The following is an 18,045-nucleotide window of genomic DNA, read 5'->3' as shown; positions in this document are numbered from 1 at the left end:
GCATGAGGAGACAGGGATGGCCAAGGATGGACAGGGACCGGACGATCCCAAGGGGTTGATCGCAGACGCCTATCGCATCGACGGAATCGACAAGGCCGAATGCCGTTCGATCTTTCTCGACTGGGCGCTGAGCCTCTCGGGCGATACCGGCCCGGCCATCGAGCGGCTGCTGGTCGGGCGGGGCGATCACCCGATGACCGAAGTGTTGCGCGAAGGATTGGGCGAGCCTGTGCGCACCGGGCGGCGCGGCGGTCGGGCGGCGCGCATCGAACGCTGACACAAGGGGCGTCAGCTATGGGTGCCCCGTTCGCGGTAGGGGGTGGTGCCGTAATGCGCGCGATAGCATTTTGAGAAGTGTGAGGGCGAGGTGAAGCCGCAGGCAAGTGCCACGTTGATGATGGACATATCGGTCTGCATCAGCAGGTTGCGGGCGCGGCCAAGGCGCAGTTCCATGTAATATCGCTTGGGGCTGCGATCAAGATACCGGCGAAACAGACGCTCCAGTTGACGCGTGGACATGCCGACGTCTGCGGCCAGCCTGGCCGGGCTGACCGGGTCTTCGATCGACTGCTCCATCTCGCGGATGACATGGGACAGGCGGGGATGGCGGACACCGATGCGCGTCGGGATCGACAGGCGTTGAGTATCCTGGTCGGTGCGGATCGAGGAATAGATCATCTGATCGGCAACCTGCGCGGCCAGATCCTCGCCGAAATCGCGGGCGATCAGGTGCAGCATCAGGTCGACCGATGCGGTGCCGCCCGCCGTGGTGATCCGCTTGCCGTCGATGGTGAAGACCGCCTTGGTCAGTTCGATATCGGGGAAATCTTCGGCAAATCCGTCCTGATTCTCCCAGTGGATCGTCGCGCGCTTGCCATCCAGAAGACCGCTGGCCGCCAGCGACCACGCGGCAGTGCACAGCCCCGCGATCATGCCGCCGCGCCGTGCCTCGCGCCGCAGCCAGCTTTGAAGTCGCGTCGTGGTGGCCCGTCCGACATTGACTCCGCCGACGACCAGAACCGTGTCGTTCCGTTCGAGAGGAACAAGATCGCCGTCCAGGACGAATTTTGTGCCCGCCGAACAGGTTGCCGTCTTGCCGCCTTCGCCAACCAGCGACCATGTATAAAGGTTCGTGCCCGACATCCGGTTGGCCAGTCGCAGGGCATCCAGTGCGCTGGCAAGGCATAGCAACGTGAACTGATCCAGCAGAACAAAGACAAAATGGTGCGGACGCTCTGGCGCGACCACAGCCGATGTCTCCGGCGCAGTGCCGAGCTTGGCCGTTGCGTGACCCGCCATCGGCACGGCCTCCCTTTGCGTGATCGACCCATCGAGTCGCATCAATCCCCCAGACGACGCCTACGCGCAACATTCGCCAAGGATCAAGCCAATCCGGCATTTGCGGCGGCGCAATGAATGGGCTATCGCACGAGCCTCGAATCCGGCCAGAGGGAATAGACACATGGCACACGACAAGACACACCAGAACGCACAGATGGGCGATTGGTCGAAGTCGAGCTGGCGCGCGAAGCCGCGCGTCCAGATGCCGGACTATCCAGACGCCGATGCACTGAGCGCGGTCGAGGCCAAGCTGGGCCGCCACCCCCTGCTGGTTTTCGCAGGCGAAGCGCGGACGCTGAAGTCAGAACTGGCGGCTGCCGGACGCGGTGAAGCCTTCCTGTTGCAGGGCGGCGATTGCGCCGAAAGTTTTGCGGAATTCAGCAGCAACAACATTCGCGACACCTTCAAGGTCATGTTGCAGATGGCGATGGTCCTGACGTTCGGAGCCAAGGTGCCGGTCGTCAAGCTGGGTCGAATGGCAGGCCAGTTCGCCAAGCCACGATCGGCGCCCACCGAAATACGCGACGGTACGGAGTTGCCGAGCTATCGTGGCGATATCATCAACGAGCTGGCCTTCACGCCCGAGGCCCGCATTCCTGACCCGTCAAAGATGCTGGACGCCTACACGCAGGCCGCCGCGACGCTCAACCTGCTGCGTGCCTTCTCCAAGGGCGGCTTCGCGGATGTGCATCAGGTGCATCAATGGACACTGGATTTCGCAAGCGGAGAGCGGGCGGCGCAGTATCGCGACATGGCCGACCGCATTCAGGACACGCTGGATTTCCTGACCGCCGCGGGCCTGACGTCGGACACCAATGCGGAACTGTCGACGGTCGATTTCTATACCTCGCACGAGGCGCTGTTGCTGGAATACGAAGAGGCACTGTGCCGCGAGGACAGCACTCACCCCGGCGATTGGCTTGCCGGATCGGGTCACATGATCTGGATCGGTGATCGCACGCGGCAACCCGATGGCGCACATGTGGAATTCTGTCGCGGCGTCATGAATCCGATCGGGCTGAAGTGCGGTCCGACGACGACCGCCGAAGATCTGAAGCAATTGATCGAAACGCTGAACCCCCAGAACGAGATGGGTCGCCTGACCCTGATCGCGCGGTTCGGCGCGGGCAAGGTGGCCGAACATCTGCCGCGCCTGATCAAGCAGGTGCAGGAGATGGGCGCAAATGTCGTCTGGACCTGCGATGCGATGCACGGCAACACGATCAAGTCTCCCTCGGGCTATAAAACGCGACCCTTCGACAGCGTGCTGGCCGAAGTGCGGGAATTCTTCGCCGTCCACCGCGACCATGGCACCATCCCCGGCGGCGTTCATTTCGAGATGACGGGGCAGGACGTGACCGAATGCACAGGCGGTGTGCGTGCCGTCACCGACGAGGATCTGTCGGACCGCTATCACACGGCCTGCGACCCGCGCCTGAACGCCTCGCAATCGCTGGAACTGGCGTTTCTGGTGGCCGACGAACTGTCCGCTTTGCGGCAGGATCGGATGCGCGCGGCATCGTGACCGGCCCATAGCGCGTGACTGGCCTGAAACGGTCGGTCGCGCGGATGTATCAGGCCGGGTCAGCACGGACGCCGCTGCCGAAGGGTGCTCTGTAACAGGAGTGTCATCGGCAGTCGCGGACCCGTGAGCCATAGATGACGGCCGGTCAATGCCATGTGATCCAGTGGCTTGGATCGTTGACTTGGGGGCAAGCGAGGTCACAAGCACAATTGCACAGCCTTAAAAGCGAGACCCCCATGACACGTACCAACGCCATGCCCGCCGTCTTTCCGCCGTTGACCGCTGCCACGCTCGGCCTGATGTTCATCGGTGGTTTCTTCGGTACGGTCGCCTTTGATTTCTGGGGGCAGATCCTCAGCCCCGGCCTCGGCTTCGCCAATCTCTCGCCCCACGGCCTCGCCAAGAGCCTGCTCGGCGCGCTCGGTCTGCCCAACAACGATTTCGCGGGCTACTTCATGCATTTCTATCTTGTCGGATTGATCGGTTATCCGGTCGGTTGGCTTTTTATCTTCGCGCCGATCTGGGTGCGCGTGACCGGCGCGCCGGGTGGCTGGCCGCTGGCTTCGGCGGTCTACGGCTTCGGCTTGTGGATTTTCGCCATCGGCGGGATCACCGCAATCGCCGGTTTGCCGTTCTTCCTCGGATTCACGGGCATCACCTGGGTCGCCCTGGTGGGCCACGTTCTCTATGGCATCGTGATGGTCGCTGCGATGCAGGTCATGACGCGCCGCCGAGCCGTTATTTGACGACCCGCAGCCACGGGACAGGCGACGGCCGCGTCGCATATGGCGCGGCGTCCTCGGCCATGCCGGCCATGATCTCGACCGGCAGATGATGATCTGTGACGCGGCGGCGAAGCAGGCCTTGCCGGGGCGCAGCTGCCGCCCCGTCGACCGGCACAAGTGTCGCATTCGTGACCGCGAAGCGCCGCGGCGCATCGGTGATCACGCGGTCGGTCACCATCACGGTCAGCGCCTTGGTCACCGCGCCCGTCGCATCCAGCAGCGGCAGCACCAGCATCCGTCCCGTCATCAGTCCGTCGCAGCCTTCGGATATCAGGTCCAGTTCAAGCGTCGATGGCGTGTCGAAGACCTGTTCTATCAGATCGACGGCGCGGGTGCGGTCGGCCAGATCGAAGAATGCCCGGATCGGCAGGCCACGCACATCCATGCCCATCACCTGATGCATGACATTGCCGCCCAGGCGGACGCGAACGGTGCCATGGCGTACCTGATCCAGGATCATCGCGTGGCCCAGAATGCGCGACATTGCCTTTGGGTCCAGCGCGGACCGGCGCGGCAGGTCAGTCCCGGTGCGCAGCGAGGTCCAATAGCGCCAGGTCTCTTCCAGCAAGGGGGATCTGCGTATCATTCGAAGCCCCGTGAAGTCCCGAACGTCATTGGTCCGAACCGGATTTGGTCCGCGAATTTCGTCCTTGCCTGCCATTCCACCTTCCCCTGAAACCGGGCGCACCCGATCCTGAACCGGATCGTGGTGCCACCTGCTACACCGCTCAAGAGAAGAAATAAGGCATGTCTCGCCAAATTGCCCGCAATTCCTTTACCATTAGTTAATGACGGCGATCTCTTGCCGCACGAAATCCGAGAGGCTAGGCCCTCGGCAGGATTTGGGTAACGGGACCGTCCCGAAGCACCCGGAACGCGGGGGGAGAATGGAACGACGCAGCATGGACCAGGGCACGCGACGCGGCCTGGCGATTATCCTGTCCAGCCCGTCCGGCGCAGGAAAATCGACGATGGCGCAGCGACTCATGGCCTGGGACACAAGCCTGACGTTTTCGGTTTCAGCCACCACGCGACTGCCGCGCGACGGCGAAGTCGAGGGTCAGCATTATTATTTCCGCAGCCGCGAGACCTTTGGCCAGATGGTTTTGGACGGCGAAATGCTGGAACATGCCGAGGTCTTTGGCAACCATTACGGCAGCCCCCGCGCGCCGGTCGAGACGGCGCTGGCGGCGGGGCGCGACGTGATCTTCGATATTGACTGGCAGGGCGGACAACAGATCCGGAATTCGTCGATGGGTCGGGACGTGGTGTCCATTTTCATCCTGCCGCCCTCCATCGCTGAACTGGAACGCCGGTTGCGCCAACGCGGGCAGGACAGCGACGATGTTATCGAAGACCGGATGGCGAAGTCCGAAGCGGAGATCAGTCATTGGGCGGAATACGACTATGTGTTGGTCAACGATGATCCGGATGCCTGCGAAACGCGGCTGCGGACCATTCTGGCGGCGGAGCGTTTGCGGCGGGACCGGCAACCCTGGCTGACGGGTTTTACCCGCGCGCTGAACAATGAATTTCGGGAAAGGGCCTCGACATGATCTATGAATTGGACGGCGTGACACCAATCCTGGCCGACGATGCCTGGGTCGCTCCAAATGCGAATGTCATCGGCAATGTAACGCTGGCCGAAGGCTCAAGCGTCTGGTTCGGCAGCACGTTGCGCGGTGACAACGAACCTATTGTCGTGGGTGAGCGGTCAAATGTGCAGGAAAACTGCGTGTTGCATACAGATATGGGGTTTCCGCTGACCGTCGGGGCTGATGTGACGGTGGGGCACAAGGCGATGCTGCACGGCTGCACCATCGGGGACGGGTCGCTGATCGGTATGGGTGCGACGGTGCTGAATGGCGCGGTGATCGGCGCGGGCTGTCTGATCGGTGCCGGGGCGCTCATCACCGAAGGCAAGGTCATTCCCGATGGCAGCCTCGTCATGGGCGCACCGGGCAAGGTGGTGCGGGAACTGGATGCCGCAGCCCGTGATAAGCTGCTGCTTTCGGCGCAGGGTTACAGTGCGAATGCGGCACGGTTCCGCAAGGGCCTGAAGGCGCGCTAGACGATCAGGCTAAGGTGGGAATCGTCGGCGCTGACCGAAACCGGACGGCGCAACCGGCGTGAAGCGCGGGCAAGGATGCCGAACTGCACTTCGGACCCTTTCAGATCGGCGGGCAGATCGCCGCGACCCAGACACTGCCACAGCGTCTCGTCGATCTTCAGGCGCTTGGCGTCGACATGCAGCACCCAGGCCGCGTTATTGCGCGTTACTTCGATCTGCGCTCCCCAGGGTGTCGCCACCTCGATGCAATTGAGCGCCAGGCAGGCCAGACGGATTTCGGACCGGGGGCGGGTTTCCTCGTCACGCCACAGAATTCTGGTGCGGGTGGTGCCATACATCTCTTCCAGCGCCTCGCGAATTTCGCGGGCGGGCACCTGCGCATTATCAGCCCCGGCCCCGAAGGCGAACCGGAAAAACCGGATCCGCGCCATCGCGGCGGTCAGTGACGCGCGGATCAGCGCCATCTCCTCGATGCCATCGCCGTCGGTCATCTCGAGCAGTTCCAGCCCATTGCCGATCGCTCCGATGGGGTTGACGAGGTCGTGGCAAAGCCGCGATCCAAGCAGGGCCAGAAGATCAGGTCCCTCCGCAGTATCGAACATGTCCTGATCCACAGAATCCCTCATGCGCAGGCCCCGTTCATGACTGACCCCAACTCCTTTCTCGAACCCGGCATGCTGGTGCGGAACCCGGCCCAGCCCGACTGGGGGCTGGGACAGGTGCAATCCTGTATCGACAGCCGTATCACCGTGAACTTCGAACATGTCGGCAAACAGGTTCTGGATGGTAAACGCGTCATCTTGCAGCCCGTCTTCGATCAGGGGGGGGCGTCCGGTCGATAGACCCGACCGGACGCTCATCAGTCTCTTGTCTTGCAGCAAATGGTTACCAGAGTCTTTACGCCCTGTCGTCTGCCCCGGCCCGGACTCGGGATTTCGCCGCTTGCGCGTGGGCGGGCCGGGGCCTAATCAGCCGGTCATGCAGCCCGGACTGACCCTGACCGTCACCCGCGATCCCGATGCGATCCGGGAGGCCAGACGCCTGCGACATGCTGTCTTCGTCGAGGAACTGGGTGCGGTTCCGACCGCCGGTGGTCCGGTTGCCGGTGGTCTGGCGGGCGAGGGGCTGGAGGGCGATGACTTCGATGCCGATTGCGATCACGTCATTCTGCGTGATCCGGCGGACCCCGCCGCAGGCGTCGTCGCGACACTCCGCGTTGGACTGGGCACCGCTTATACCGAACAGGAATTCGATCTGTCGGCGCTCAAATCCGCCGGGCGCCCGCTTGCCGAGGCCGGGCGGGCCTGCCTGCATCCTGCCTATCGTAATGGAATGGCAGGATTTATTCTTTTCAAAGGCTTGCTAAACGTTCTTCACAGTCATGACATTGCATTTGCAGTCGGCACAGCTTCCTTTCCAGGGGCCGACCTGACCCGCCATCTGCCCGGCTTGCGCCGTCTGCGACACGCGGCGCTGGCCCCGGAAAGCCTGCGGCCGGTCGCACATGGGGATGGCGCGGTCGTCATCGAGGGTGAAGCGCCCCGGTCGGCCATGGCGGGCGTGCCCGCGCTGATCAAGACCTATCTTCGGGCGGGCGCGCAGGTCGGGGACGGGGCCTATATCGACCGGGCGTTCAATACCGTCGACGTCTGCATGGTCCTCGATCTGTCGCGTGTCGCGTTGCCCGGACTGCCGCGATGATCTGGGACGACGCGCCGCAACCGCCCGTGGTGACGCCCGGTCCGCTTGGCTGGTTGCGCACCGTCCTGCGTGGGGGCGCATTGGGCGGCATTGTGTTCGGCGGGTTGTTTTTACTTCTCACGGTGCGCCTGATCGAGCGACCGGCATTCGGAATGCGCCGCCCTGTGACGCCATGGATTACACAGGGCGTCTGCAAGGCTGCCTTCGTTATCCTTGGGATGCGGCGCGATGTGCGGGGGTCGGTGATGCACGGCACCGGAGCGGTGGTATCGAACCATGCATCCTGGCTTGATATATTTGCACTCAACGCATCGAAACGGGTTTACTTTGTATCGAAATCCGAAGTCGCGGGCTGGCCGGGTATCGGCTGGCTGGCGCGAGCCACGGGCACGGTTTTCATCCGCCGTGACCGGCGCGATGCGCGCGCGCAGCAGATCGTATTCGAGGAACGTTTGCGCCTTCGGCATCGTCTCTTGTTCTTCCCCGAAGGAACCAGCACCGACGGGCGACGCGTGTTGCCGTTCAAGACGACATTATTCGCGGCCTTCCATTCGACCGACTTGCCCGACGACATGAAGGTGCAGCCAGTCACCCTGGCTTATCATGCGCCCGCTGGCGCGCCGGTCACATTCTACGGCTGGTGGGGCGATCAGAGCTTCGGCGCGCATCTGCTGGCGATGCTGTCGGCCCCGCGGCATGGCATGGTCGAAGTGATTTACCATGCGCCGTTGACCGTCACCGATTACCCCGACCGCAAGGCACTGGCACGGGCGGCCGAGGCGGCGGTGCGCGCAGGGTTCGAAGCGGCTTTTTCCGAAACGATTTCGCCGGTCAATTCCGAAACGGTGCGGTAAGCCGCGTCAAGGCGGCGGCGGGGTCATCGGTGGACCAGATCTCCTCGCCCAGGGCGATGAAATCGGTTGCCTGTGCCAGCGCCTCGATCGTGGCGGGGTCTAGCGCGCCCTCGGCCACGACGGGAAGTTCGATCATCTGCGACCACCATTCGAACAATTCGACCTCGGCACGTTCGCCCGTGCCCAACGACGCAATTCCGGCGGGTCCGAAGGCAACGTAATCCGCTCCGGCTTCGCCGGCGAGCATCCCGTCGTGACGCGAAGTGCCGCAATACGCCCCGATGATGGGGTCCGGGCCCCAGTCGGTCCGTAGTTTACGCAGGGATCTCGGGTCGGACAGATGCACACCGTCCAGACCCAGACGGTCGACCAGTGCGGCATGGTCGGTGACGATCAGCGGCACGTCGTAGCGATGCGCGACGTCGCGACACAGATCGGCGGCGCGTGTGATGCGGTCCTCGTCCCGCGTGGCAAGGTCGAGACGCAGGCAGACAATTGCATGGGCATCGAGAACGGCGGACAGGCGTGCCTCGAACCCGGCATCGATTTCGGGCGGAGTCACGAGATAAAGTTGCGGCATGTCAGTCATCGTGCATTCCCTTGGCTGCGCCGGACCTACCCCATGCGTGGATGCAAGGACAAGCGGGTCGCAGCGTGCGTTCGGCCGCATCCGCCGTTGCGCGTGCCGGGCAGGCGGGGTAGGCGCCGGGCATGTCCGAACCCGCCCCCGACCCGCGCCCTGCCTTCGTCCTGATCCGCCCGCAAATGGGCGAGAATATCGGCGCCGCCGCGCGGTCCATGCTGAACTTCGGGTTGGAGCATATGCGCGTGACCGCCCCCCGCGACGGATGGCCGAACGAACGGGCTGTGGCCTTGGCCAGCGGGGCAGGACGGCTTCTGGATGACGCGATGATCTGCGACACGACCGAAGCGGCGGTGGCAGACTGCACGTTCGTCTTCGCGACCACGGCGCGCAACCGCGATCTGACCAAGCCGGTGTTCACGCCCGAGGCCGCAATGGCCGAGGCGCGCAAGCGCGGTGCGAGGGGTGAAAAGGTTGCCGTGCTGTTCGGACCGGAACGCACCGGGCTGGAGAACGACGACATCGTACTGGCCAACGCCATCGTCTCGGTCCCGACGAACCCCGACTTCGCCTCGCTCAACCTGGCCCAATGCGTGCTGTTGATGGGCTACGAATGGCGTCGCTCGGACGATATGCCGCCCGCGATGGAGGTCGAACTGGCCGGAACTGACTGGGCCACCCACGCCGAAATGGACGCGCTGTCAGTGCATTTCGAGGAGCGGTTGGACCAGGCCGGGTTCTTCTGGCCCGATGCCAGGGCCCCGGCGATGAAGCTGCACCTGCGGAACCTGTGGTCGCGGTTGCCGCTTACCCGTGCGGACGTGCAGATATTTCACGGCATGATGCGACAGATGGTGCGCTGGAAAGACCGGGGCTGACGGTCTAGGTCAGCACCCAGACGAGGGGAACAGCATGGCAAAACGCCCGATATTCGAAGAGGTCGCGACGACGACGCGCCCGGCTGCGGCAACCGGTGGAATCGACGCAGGCAGGCGCGGGTCGCGCAGGGCCGTGCGCGCATGGCTGATCTTGCTGTTCGTCCTGGTTCTGGCCATCATTCCGGTCGGCGGCATGACGCGGCTGACCGACTCCGGCCTGTCGATCACGGAATGGGACTTGGTGGCCGGAACCGTGCCGCCCCTGACCGCCGAAGCCTGGGATGTGGAGTTCGAAAAATACCGCGCCATTCCCGAATATCAGCTTCAGAACAAGGGGATGAGCCTGTCGGAGTTTCAGTCCATCTATTGGTGGGAATGGGGTCACCGGCAACTGGGTCGGGTGATCGGCGTCATCTGGGCACTGGGCTTTTTCGGCCTGTTGCTGACGAAACGCATTCCGCCGGGCTGGACAGGGCGGCTGGTGATCGTGGGGGCCGGTGTCGGGGTGCAAGGTGCGATCGGTTGGTGGATGGTGTCGAGCGGGCTGCAGGGGTCGATGCTGGACGTCGCATCCTATCGTCTGGCGGCACATCTGGGCGGGGCCTTCGCGCTGCTGTCGCTGATCGCGTGGTTCCTGCTGTCGCTGTCGCGACCAGCGGGCGCGCTGATCCAGGCCCGTCGCCTGTCGGAACCGCGGCTGAAACGCGCAGCCAGCTGGCTGATCGGACTGACGGGGCTGCAGATTCTGCTGGGCGCGCTGGTCGCGGGCATCGACGCAGGTCGCAATTACACCGACTGGCCACTGATGGCCGGGGGCTTCACCCCACCTGGCATGTGGGAGTTGCAGCCGGTCTGGCGCAACCTGTTCGAAAACGACGGCACCGTGCAGTTCTTCCACCGATTGACAGGCTATGTCCTGTTCGTCGTCATCCTCGCCGTCTGGTGGCGGGCGCGGCAGTCGGCGAATTTCAAGACGTCGGTGGCCTTTGGCGGGGTATTGGCGATGGCCTCCGTTCAGATGCTGCTGGGCATCGTAACGGTGATGTATTCCAGCCCCTGGTATCTGGCGATCCTGCACCAGTTCGGGGCCGTCCTGCTGATCTGCCTGACAGTGCGCGCGCGGCACCGCGCGAAATATCCCTTGCCCCAATCCGTCAGGACCTGACCCGATGCCCGCATACGACGATCTGATGGCGTTCCAGCGCACGACCGAAGCTCTGGGACAGGTCGCTGGCCGGACCGGTTGGGATCAGGAAACGGTGATGCCGCGCGGCTCCGCTCCGCAGCGCGCCGAGGAAATGGCCGCGCTGGAAGAGGTGCTGCATGCGCGCCGCACCGACCCGCGTCTGGGGGACTGGCTGGACGAGGCGCATGCCCCGGACGCTGCCGGGGACGCCAACCTGAGGGAGCTGCGGCGCAGCTATCACCGAAATCTCAAGGTGCCTGCGAATCTGGCTTCGGAACTGGCGCGCGTCACCTCGCTGGCGCAGGGGCATTGGGCCTCTGCTCGTGCCGCCGAGGATACTGCCGCCTTCCTGCCGGTGCTGGCCGAAGTGGTCCGCCTGCGCCGCGAGGAGGGGGCAGCGCTGGCCGTCGGCACGAACATGGATGCCTACGACGCGCTGATGCAGGATTACGAGCCGGGCGGGAACGCCGCCGATATGGCCACCATGTTCGACGCGATGCGCCCTCGGCTGCTCGCGATCCGCGAGCGGGCACTGGCGGCCGAAGAGGCACCGACCCTGTCCGGTCATTTTCCACAGGCCAATCAGATGGCCTTGTCGCGTGAAATCGCGACGGCGTTCGGGTATGATTTCACGCGCGGACGGCTGGATCTGGCGGTCCATCCCTTCAGCTCGGGCAGTGGTCTGGACGTGCGGATCACCACGCGCGTCGACGAGGATGATCCGTTCAACTGCATCTATTCCGCGATCCACGAAGTCGGGCACGCCACCTATGAACAGGGCGTGGATGCCACACATCTGCTGACCCCGATCGGACGCGGCGTGTCGATGGGCGTGCATGAAAGCCAGTCGCGCAGCTACGAAAACCAGATGGGCCGGTCCGAGGCCTATTGCGGCTGGCTCTATGGCCGGATGCGCGATGTGTTCGGCGATATAGGTGTCGGGTCGGAGCGGGATTTCTACCGCGCCGTCAATGCTGTCGGGTCAGGATTTATCCGCACCGAAGCGGACGAAGTGAACTATAACCTGCACATCATGCTGCGCTTCGATCTGGAGCGCTCGCTGATCCTGGGTGAGATGGAGGTCGGCGATCTGGAGACGGCCTGGAACGACCGGTTCCTGTCGGACTTCGGCGTGGCCGTCGACGTTCCGTCGAACGGGTTCATGCAGGATGTGCACTGGTCGGTCGGGCTGATGGGATACTTCCCGACCTATTCTCTGGGCAACCTGTTCGCAGGCTGCCTGATGGCGGCCGCACGGCGCGACATCCCTGATCTGGATACCGATCTGGCGCGCGGCGACCCGTCGGCGGCGACCGGCTGGATGCGGAAGAACCTGCAGCAGTTCGGCGCCCTGCGCCCGCCACGAGAGGCCATCGAACACGCCACCGGCGAGGCCCTGTCGGCAGAGCCGCTGCTGACCTATCTGGAAGCGAAATTCGGCGACCTCTATCCCTGATCGGTCATGATCATGCGCGGGCGTGGGCGCCGTAATACAGGCCCACGACGTGCTCTGCCTCGGCGAAGAACAGCCAGCGCTGGACGAAAACCCCGGCCAGATACGACAGCACTGCAATTGCAGCCAGCACATGATGGACGGGGAACAGGACCAGAAGCACGACAGGCACGACCGACATGGCCAGGATGGCAATCACGCGCAGCTTGACGGCGTGTTTGCGGGCGACATGGAAAATCATTTCATGCGTCAGGTAGTTCTGCCCGGTATGCGGCTTTTCCCAGAGGCTGACGCGGCCCTTGAGCTGTGTCGCGGTCTCGATGGTCGATCCGGCTTCGGCAAAGCGCTGGTCGCCTTTCCACCAGTGAAACACGGTGATGGCCCCGAGGATTATCAGGAAGATAACGGCCGTTGTGACGTTGCCCGACAACAGCGCGCCACCTGCGAGGGACGCCGACAGAAAGAAGCCGGGTGTGGCGGGCTGGTTCCAGCGGGGAATGGTCCTGAGCTGGGCATAAATCATCGAAGTGGCGAAAACGGTGGCCAGGGACAGGGCCGCGCCGGTGAAACCGAGCGTGAAAACCGTCGTGTCGAAGAACACCTGAAGGAAAGCATAAAGCCCCATCACCAGCAGCCCGACAACCGCGAACCAGCCTTCGCGCGACAGCCAGGACGTGCGCCACTGGCTGAAGCTTTTCCACGCGTTCTTCTTGTTTCCAAGGTGAAAAACCGACGCCAGCAAGCCGCCGACGGCCAGACCGAAGGCGATCAGGTAGAAAACGAACGCGACGCCGCCCGAGACGACGGGAAAGCCGATGCCGAGGAAGAACAGCAGGCCGAAGCCCGCGCCCGAAAGTGTCGAGAAGATTATGACGGAGGGGGCGGGTTGCATCAGAGCTTCTCCAGCGCGCGGTCGACCCAGGCGAGAAAGCCCTTCGGCTCTTCGGCGACGGGGGCGAGAAAGGGGGCGAGGATATCCTCGTCGCCCGACATCACGGGCTGGATCGTGTCGCGGGGACGGGGCGGAAGATACTGATTTACGGGCTTTGTTCCCTGTTCCGGCATCAGGTCGAGACCGCCGCGCTCGGCCACCAGTTTCGACACGTGACTATCCGGATCGGCCAGGTCGCCGAAGTGCCGCGCGCCTGCGGGACAGGTTCGGACACAGGCGGGTTGCCGGTCGATTTCTTCAAGGTTTTCATTGTAGATACGGTCGACGCAGAGGGTGCATTTCTTCATGACACCCGCGGCCTGATCCATTTCCCGCGCGCCATACGGGCAGGCCCAGGCGCATAATCCGCACCCCATGCAGGCATCTTCGTTGACCAGAACGATGCCGTCTTCGGCGCGCTTATAGCTTGCCCCGGTGGGGCAGACCGTGACACAGGGCGCGTCTTCGCAATGCAGGCAAGATTTCGGAAAGTGTGTCGTTTGAGCAAGTTGCGGGACGTCGTTCACAGGTTCCGGCTGAACCTGAAAGCTGTGGATGCGGTTCAGAAATGTGCCTGAGGCATCGCCGTAGGCGTCCTGGTCCGAGAGCGGCGCGCCGTAATTCTGAGTGTTCCAGCCTTTGCAGGCGGTGACGCAGGCATGACAGCCGACGCAGGTGTCGAGGTCGATGACGAGGCCGAGTTTCCTGGCGGTCGTGGCGGGGAGTGCGGTCATGTCGTCGGGGCCTCCGGGTTGAGAGGTTGGATGCCTCCGGCGGGGATATTTCGGGAAAGAGGAAGGCGTGGGATCGGAAGTATTACGGCGGTGCATACCGCAGTATTATCTGCGTATGACGTCACTGGGCGCACCGATTGCCCAGCGGAGTTGCCGATCTGTGCGCTCATTTGACGACCCACTCCAGTTCGTCGGGGCCTTTGCCTACAGGGCTGACCTGCGACCCGGCGTCAGGTTCCGATTTCAGATCGGCGGGGGCGGCGACTTTCTCGATCTTGACCTTCAGGTCGAACCACGCGGCCTGTCCGGTGATCGGGTCGGAGTTCGACCAGCGCATGCCGTCCTGTTTCGGGGGCAGCAATTCGTGGATCAGATGGTTCAGCAGAAACCCCTTGTTGGTCTCCGGTGCGTTGTCGTGCAACGCCCAGGCTCCCTTGCGCTTGCCGATCGCATTCCACGTCCAGATCGTGTTGTGGTTCAGCGCGGGCATGTGCGCGACTGGCACGGTGATGTCGCCATGCGGCGAGGTGATGCGCGCCCAGCTGTCATCGGCAAAGCCGTGCTTTTCCCAGATTTCGGTCGGCAGATACATCGGGTTGCGCCCGTGAATCTGCCGCAGCCAGGCGTTCTGGCTGCCCCAGGAATGATACATCGCCATGGGACGCTGCGTCAGGGCGTGAACGGTAAATTCATCGGTGTCACCGCAGCGATCCGCGCCGTCGACCGGATACCAGATCGGCAGCGGGTCCATGGTCGCCTTGATACGCTCGCGCAGGTGATCCGGCGGTTGGCGGTCGCCGTGGCCTTCGGCAGCAAGCTGGAACCGGCGGAGCGGTTCACACCAGAGCGTGAAAATATAAGGCGCGGGTTTGTCGAACAGGCCGATTTCCACCGCCCAGTCCTGATAGGCCTTGTTCCACGGTTTGTAGAATTGCGCCTCGTCCGGGATGTGGGCGACGCAGAAGCCGCCGTTCTCGATATATCGGTCGAGTTGTGCCGGGTTCGGTGCGCCGCGTCCCGTTTCGTCACCGTTGCCTCGCCAACCCATGAGGGGGCCGACACCGGGGCGGCGTTCGTGGCTGACGATGTAGTCGGCATAATCGGCGAACTTCGGACTGCCGTCGTCCCGGACGAACCCCGGCAGACCCAGCCGCGCACCCAGATCGACGAGCGCGGACTGGAAGCCCTTGACGTCGCGGTCCGGCTCGACCACGGGCCAGCGGATGGCATCGGCGGCGGCCTCGGCCTCGCAGATCGGGCGGTCCAGCAGCGAGATGCAGTCGTGGCGTTCAAGGTATGTCGTGTCGGGCAGGATCAGGTCGGCAAAGGCCACCATTTCGGACGAATAGGCATCGGAATAGATGATGTGCGGGATGACGTAGTCGCCATTCGCGTCCTTGTCGGCCAGCATCTTCATGGTGCCGGTGGTATTCATCGACGAATTCCACGCCATGTTCGCCATGTACATGAACAACGTGTCGATCTTGTACGGGTCGCCCGCGTGTGCGTTCGAGATGACCATGTGCATCATGCCATGCGCAGACATCGGGTTTTCCCAGGTGAAGGCCTTGTCGATGCGCGCGGGGGAGCCGTCGGGTTTTAGCGCAAGATCCGCAGGGCCATGGACAAAGCCCAGGTGCGGGCCGTCGAGCGGGGCACCGGGGGTGACCTTGCTGTGCGGCTTCGGGTGCGCGGTCGCGGGCTTGGGGTAGGGCGGCTTCATGCGGAACCCGCCGGGAGTCTCGACGCTGCCGATGATGATCTGCAGGAGGTGGAGCGCGCGGCAGGTCTGGAACCCGTTGGCATGCGCGCTGATGCCGCGCATGGCGTGGAAACTGACCGGGCGGCCCTTCATTGTCTGGTGGGTGCGACCGCGGAAGTCGGTCCATTGACGGTCGATCTCGATGGCCTCGTCGAAAGCCACGCGGGCGATTTCGCTGGCCAGCGCGCGGATGCGCCCGGCGGGAATGCCGACGCGCTCGGCAACGGCCTCGGGGGCATATTGCGCGTCGAGGTATTTGTCGGCCATGTGCTGAAAGACGGTGCGATGCTTGTGCCCGTCGATTTCCCAAATGCCGGTCAGGTCGGGTGCCACGTCGTCGGCGTCATAACAACGGGCGCGTTGCTCGGCGCGGTCCCAGACAAGCTTGTGGCCGTCGTCATCGAGGAGCGCGAGGCCGTGGGTTTGGCTGTCGGGATCGGCGTCGATCAGGACGGGGGCGTCGGTGAAGTCGCGCAGGTATTCGAGGTCGATCTTGCCTGCCTTCATCAGGCAATGCACCAGCGACAGGATCAGCAGGCCATCGGTGCCCGGCGTGATGCCGAACCAGTCGTCGGCGACCGCGTTATAGCCCGAGCGGACCGGGTTCACGCCGACGATTTTCGCGCCGTTCGCCTTGGCCTTGCCGATGCCCATCTTGATCGGGTTGCTGTCATGGTCCTCGGCGACGCCGAACAGGATGAAAAGCTTGGTGCGGTCCCAGTCGGGCTGGCCGAATTCCCAGAACGCGCCGCCCATGGTGTAGATGCCGCCGGCGGCCATGTTGACCGAGCAGAAGCCACCGTGCGCCGCGTAGTTGGGGGTGCCGAAGGCCTGCGCCCACCAGCTTGTGAAGGACTGCGACTGGTCGCGTCCGGTGAAGAAAGCCAGCTTTTCGGGATTTGTTTCGCGGATCGGGCGGAGCCAGGATTCGGCGATGGCGTAGGCCTCGTCCCAGGAGATTTCCTCGAAATTGCCGCTGCCGCGTTCGCCCGTGCGCTTCATCGGGGCGCGCAGGCGGGAGGGGGCGTTGTGCTGCATGATCCCGGCGCTGCCCTTGGCGCAGAGGACGCCGCGGTTCACGGGATGGTCGCGGTTGCCCTCGATATAGGCGACCTTCTGGGTGCCGTCGGGCTGATTCTTCATGTGGACGTCGATGCCGCAGCGGCAGGCGCACATGTAGCAGGTCGTCTTGCGCACCTCGTCGGAGACCTTGGGGGAGAGGTTCAGGACCGGTTGGTTCATGTGCTTTTCCCTTGATCGATCTGGGCGGAGGTGACCGCGATCATGTCGATGATATCGTCGGCGGTGCAACCCCGCGACAGGTCGTTGGCGGGTTTGGCGAGACCTTGAAGGACCGGGCCGATGGCAGTCGCCCCGCCGATCCGCTGCGCGATCTTGTATCCGATGTTGCCCGCGTCGAGATTCGGAAAGATCAGCACGTTGGCCTGACCCGCGACAGGGCTGCCGGGGGCTTTGGATGCGGCCACCCCGACGTCGAAGGCGGCGTCGAACTGAAGCTCGCCGTCGATGGGGAATGTCGCGGTCTTGCGCGCGATTTCAAGTGCTTCCGTGACCTTGTTGACGGCCATGTGGTGTGCGCTGCCCTTGGTGGAAAAGGACAGCATGGCGACTTTCGGTTCGGTGCCGAGCAGGGCGCGGGCGCTGGCGGCGGCCTGATGCGCGATGGCGGCGAGTTGGATGGCGTCCGGGTCGATGACGAGGCCGCAGTCCGAGAAGATCAGGCCCGTGCCGGGGCGCGTGGCATGCGTGTCGGGCAGGACCATGAGGAAGAAGCTGGAGACGAGCGGGGCACCGGGGGCCGTGCCGATCATCTGGAGCGCGGCGCGCACGGTGTCAGACGTGATGGCGACCGCACCGCCGACGGTGCCGTCGGCCAGGCCCGTCCGGACCATGAGAGCGGCGTGGATCAGGGGGTCGGTGACCGCCTGCGCGGCATCCTCGGGCGTCGGGTGACGCTTGGCGCGGGCCTCCATATAGGCGGCGATCATGGCGTCGGTATCGGCCGTGGCCGGGTCGCGCAGGGTGACGCCATCGGGCGTATCGGTGTCCGCCGGAGCCAGCAGCGTGACCCGCGCCAGACCGTCGGCCACGGCGCGGCCTGCGGCCTCGACGACGCGAGGATCGGTGCCTTCCGGCAGGACGATATGATGGCATGCGGCCCGGGCCATGTCGCGCAGGGCGAGGAGCGGCGAGGTCATGTCGCCGCTCCGCTTATCGTTT

General features: G+C 64.0%; 19 protein-coding genes. 11 read left to right on the top strand and 8 right to left on the bottom strand.

Annotated elements, in window-relative coordinates; all coding sequences use genetic code 11:
- The first annotated feature begins 16 nt into the window (after positions 1-16).
- The gene (locus BMY38_RS07755) at positions 17-277 is read left to right on the top strand and encodes a hypothetical protein (RefSeq protein WP_092761563.1); all 261 of its coding nucleotides are present in this window, start codon (positions 17-19) and stop codon (positions 275-277) included.
- A gap of 11 nt (positions 278-288) precedes the next feature.
- Here the strand turns inward: BMY38_RS07755 and BMY38_RS07750 are convergent, their stop codons facing one another.
- On the bottom strand, positions 289-1,299 hold the full coding sequence (locus tag BMY38_RS07750; RefSeq protein ID WP_092761561.1) for a GlxA family transcriptional regulator: 1,011 nt from the start codon (positions 1,297-1,299) through the stop codon (positions 289-291).
- A gap of 196 nt (positions 1,300-1,495) precedes the next feature.
- Between BMY38_RS07750 and BMY38_RS07745 the strand changes: the two genes are divergently transcribed.
- Positions 1,496-2,866: a class II 3-deoxy-7-phosphoheptulonate synthase gene (locus BMY38_RS07745; protein WP_092762001.1), complete on the top strand. Its 1,371-nt coding sequence runs from the start codon at positions 1,496-1,498 to the stop codon at positions 2,864-2,866.
- Positions 2,867-3,102: 236 nt separating this feature from the next.
- On the top strand, positions 3,103-3,612 hold the full coding sequence (locus tag BMY38_RS07740; protein WP_092761559.1) for a hypothetical protein: 510 nt from the start codon (positions 3,103-3,105) through the stop codon (positions 3,610-3,612).
- Here BMY38_RS07740 and BMY38_RS07735 read toward each other — a convergent pair.
- Positions 3,605-4,237, bottom strand: coding sequence for a PAS domain-containing protein (locus BMY38_RS07735; RefSeq protein ID WP_175495804.1), 633 nt, complete (start codon positions 4,235-4,237; stop codon positions 3,605-3,607). The genes BMY38_RS07740 and BMY38_RS07735 overlap by 8 nt on opposite strands.
- 316 nt (positions 4,238-4,553) lie before the next feature.
- Between BMY38_RS07735 and gmk the strand changes: the two genes are divergently transcribed.
- Positions 4,554-5,207 (top strand): guanylate kinase, encoded by a 654-nt coding sequence (gene gmk, locus BMY38_RS07730; protein ID WP_092761999.1) that lies wholly within the window; start codon positions 4,554-4,556, stop codon positions 5,205-5,207.
- Positions 5,204-5,722, top strand: a complete 519-nt coding sequence (locus BMY38_RS07725) for a gamma carbonic anhydrase family protein (protein ID WP_092761555.1) — start codon at positions 5,204-5,206, stop codon at positions 5,720-5,722. The genes gmk and BMY38_RS07725 overlap by 4 nt, the downstream gene beginning before the upstream one ends.
- Here BMY38_RS07725 and BMY38_RS07720 read toward each other — a convergent pair.
- Positions 5,719-6,348, bottom strand: a complete 630-nt coding sequence (locus BMY38_RS07720; protein ID WP_092761553.1) for a histidine phosphotransferase family protein — start codon at positions 6,346-6,348, stop codon at positions 5,719-5,721. The genes BMY38_RS07725 and BMY38_RS07720 overlap by 4 nt on opposite strands.
- Before the next feature lie 15 nt (positions 6,349-6,363).
- On the opposite strand from BMY38_RS07720, the gene BMY38_RS07715 reads away from it, so the two are divergent.
- From BMY38_RS07715 to olsA, 3 genes are all read left to right on the top strand, one after another.
- A complete protein-coding gene (locus tag BMY38_RS07715) occupies positions 6,364-6,564 on the top strand; it encodes a DUF3553 domain-containing protein (protein WP_092761551.1) in 201 nt (66 codons plus the stop codon).
- Positions 6,565-6,700: 136 nt separating this feature from the next.
- Positions 6,701-7,423 carry a GNAT family N-acetyltransferase gene (locus BMY38_RS07710; RefSeq protein ID WP_175495803.1) on the top strand — a complete coding sequence of 241 codons (723 nt, stop codon included), beginning with the start codon at positions 6,701-6,703 and terminating at the stop codon, positions 7,421-7,423.
- Positions 7,420-8,277, top strand: coding sequence for a lyso-ornithine lipid O-acyltransferase (gene olsA, locus BMY38_RS07705; RefSeq protein WP_092761547.1), 858 nt, complete (start codon positions 7,420-7,422; stop codon positions 8,275-8,277). The genes BMY38_RS07710 and olsA overlap by 4 nt, the downstream gene beginning before the upstream one ends.
- Here olsA and BMY38_RS07700 read toward each other — a convergent pair.
- On the bottom strand, positions 8,255-8,866 hold the full coding sequence (locus BMY38_RS07700) for a thiamine phosphate synthase (protein ID WP_092761545.1): 612 nt from the start codon (positions 8,864-8,866) through the stop codon (positions 8,255-8,257). The genes olsA and BMY38_RS07700 overlap by 23 nt on opposite strands.
- A gap of 122 nt (positions 8,867-8,988) precedes the next feature.
- Between BMY38_RS07700 and BMY38_RS07695 the strand changes: the two genes are divergently transcribed.
- Genes BMY38_RS07695 through BMY38_RS07685 form a run of 3 tightly spaced genes read left to right on the top strand, consistent with a single transcriptional unit; the run spans position 8,989 to position 12,380 of the window.
- The gene (locus tag BMY38_RS07695; protein WP_092761543.1) at positions 8,989-9,738 is read left to right on the top strand and encodes an RNA methyltransferase; all 750 of its coding nucleotides are present in this window, start codon (positions 8,989-8,991) and stop codon (positions 9,736-9,738) included.
- 34 nt (positions 9,739-9,772) lie between these two features.
- On the top strand, positions 9,773-10,903 hold the full coding sequence (ctaA, locus tag BMY38_RS07690; protein ID WP_092761542.1) for a heme A synthase: 1,131 nt from the start codon (positions 9,773-9,775) through the stop codon (positions 10,901-10,903).
- Between the two features lie 4 nt (positions 10,904-10,907).
- Positions 10,908-12,380, top strand: coding sequence for a carboxypeptidase M32 (locus BMY38_RS07685; RefSeq protein ID WP_092761540.1), 1,473 nt, complete (start codon positions 10,908-10,910; stop codon positions 12,378-12,380).
- A 10-nt stretch (positions 12,381-12,390) separates the two neighbouring features.
- On the opposite strand, the gene BMY38_RS07680 is transcribed toward BMY38_RS07685, so the two are convergent.
- From BMY38_RS07680 to pta, 4 genes are all read right to left on the bottom strand, one after another.
- Positions 12,391-13,269, bottom strand: coding sequence for a dimethyl sulfoxide reductase anchor subunit family protein (locus BMY38_RS07680; RefSeq protein WP_092761538.1), 879 nt, complete (start codon positions 13,267-13,269; stop codon positions 12,391-12,393).
- The gene (locus BMY38_RS07675) at positions 13,269-14,042 is read right to left on the bottom strand and encodes a 4Fe-4S dicluster domain-containing protein (protein ID WP_092761536.1); all 774 of its coding nucleotides are present in this window, start codon (positions 14,040-14,042) and stop codon (positions 13,269-13,271) included. Before BMY38_RS07675 ends, BMY38_RS07680 begins: the two co-directional genes overlap by 1 nt.
- Before the next feature lie 166 nt (positions 14,043-14,208).
- Positions 14,209-17,046, bottom strand: coding sequence for a molybdopterin oxidoreductase family protein (locus BMY38_RS07670; RefSeq protein ID WP_092761534.1), 2,838 nt, complete (start codon positions 17,044-17,046; stop codon positions 14,209-14,211).
- Positions 17,043-18,023 (bottom strand): phosphate acetyltransferase, encoded by a 981-nt coding sequence (gene pta, locus BMY38_RS07665; protein ID WP_092761532.1) that lies wholly within the window; start codon positions 18,021-18,023, stop codon positions 17,043-17,045. The genes BMY38_RS07670 and pta overlap by 4 nt, the downstream gene beginning before the upstream one ends.
- Between the last annotated feature and the right edge of the window lie 22 nt (positions 18,024-18,045).

This window comes from Jannaschia helgolandensis (assembly GCF_900109285.1).
Taxonomy (GTDB): domain Bacteria; phylum Pseudomonadota; class Alphaproteobacteria; order Rhodobacterales; family Rhodobacteraceae; genus Jannaschia; species Jannaschia helgolandensis.
This window is presented reverse-complemented; position numbering and strand designations above follow the sequence as displayed.